1 protein-coding gene is annotated in these 413 nt (G+C 55.7%); it reads right to left on the bottom strand.

Annotated features, from left to right (window positions below; all coding sequences use genetic code 11):
• Window positions 1-413, bottom strand: a 413-nt coding sequence (locus tag KH400_RS29815; protein ID WP_217228135.1) for a hypothetical protein, incomplete at both ends; no start/stop codon positions are given.

Below are 413 nucleotides of genomic sequence, written 5' to 3' on the forward strand. Positions count from 1 at the left end.
CTCTCTCTTCTCTCCCCCTTTCTCCCTCCCTCTCTCTCCCCTCCCCCCCTTCTCCCCCCCTTTCCTCCTCTCTCCCCCCCTCCCTTCCCCTCTTCCCCTTCCCTCCCCTTCCTCTCTTCTCCTCTTCTTCCTTTCCCCTCTTTTCTCCCCCTTTCTCTCCCCTCTCTTCTTCCCTTTCTCTTTTCCTCTTCCTTCTTCTCCCCCCTTCCTTTCCCCCCTTTCTCTTTTCCTTCTCCTCTCTTTTTTTCCCTTCCTCTCCTTTCTTCCCTTTTTCTCCCCCCTCCTCTCTCCTCCCCTTTTTCTCTCCCCCTTTTCTTTTCTCCTTCTCCTTCTTTTTCCCTCTTTCCCCCCCCCCCCCCTCTTCCTCCTTCTCTCTCCTTTCCCTTTCCCCCTCCCTTTCCCCCCCTTCTTCT

Origin of the sequence: Desertibacillus haloalkaliphilus (assembly GCF_019039105.1) — a bacterium.
GTDB classification, from domain to species: Bacteria; Bacillota; Bacilli; order Bacillales; family KJ1-10-99; genus Desertibacillus; species Desertibacillus haloalkaliphilus.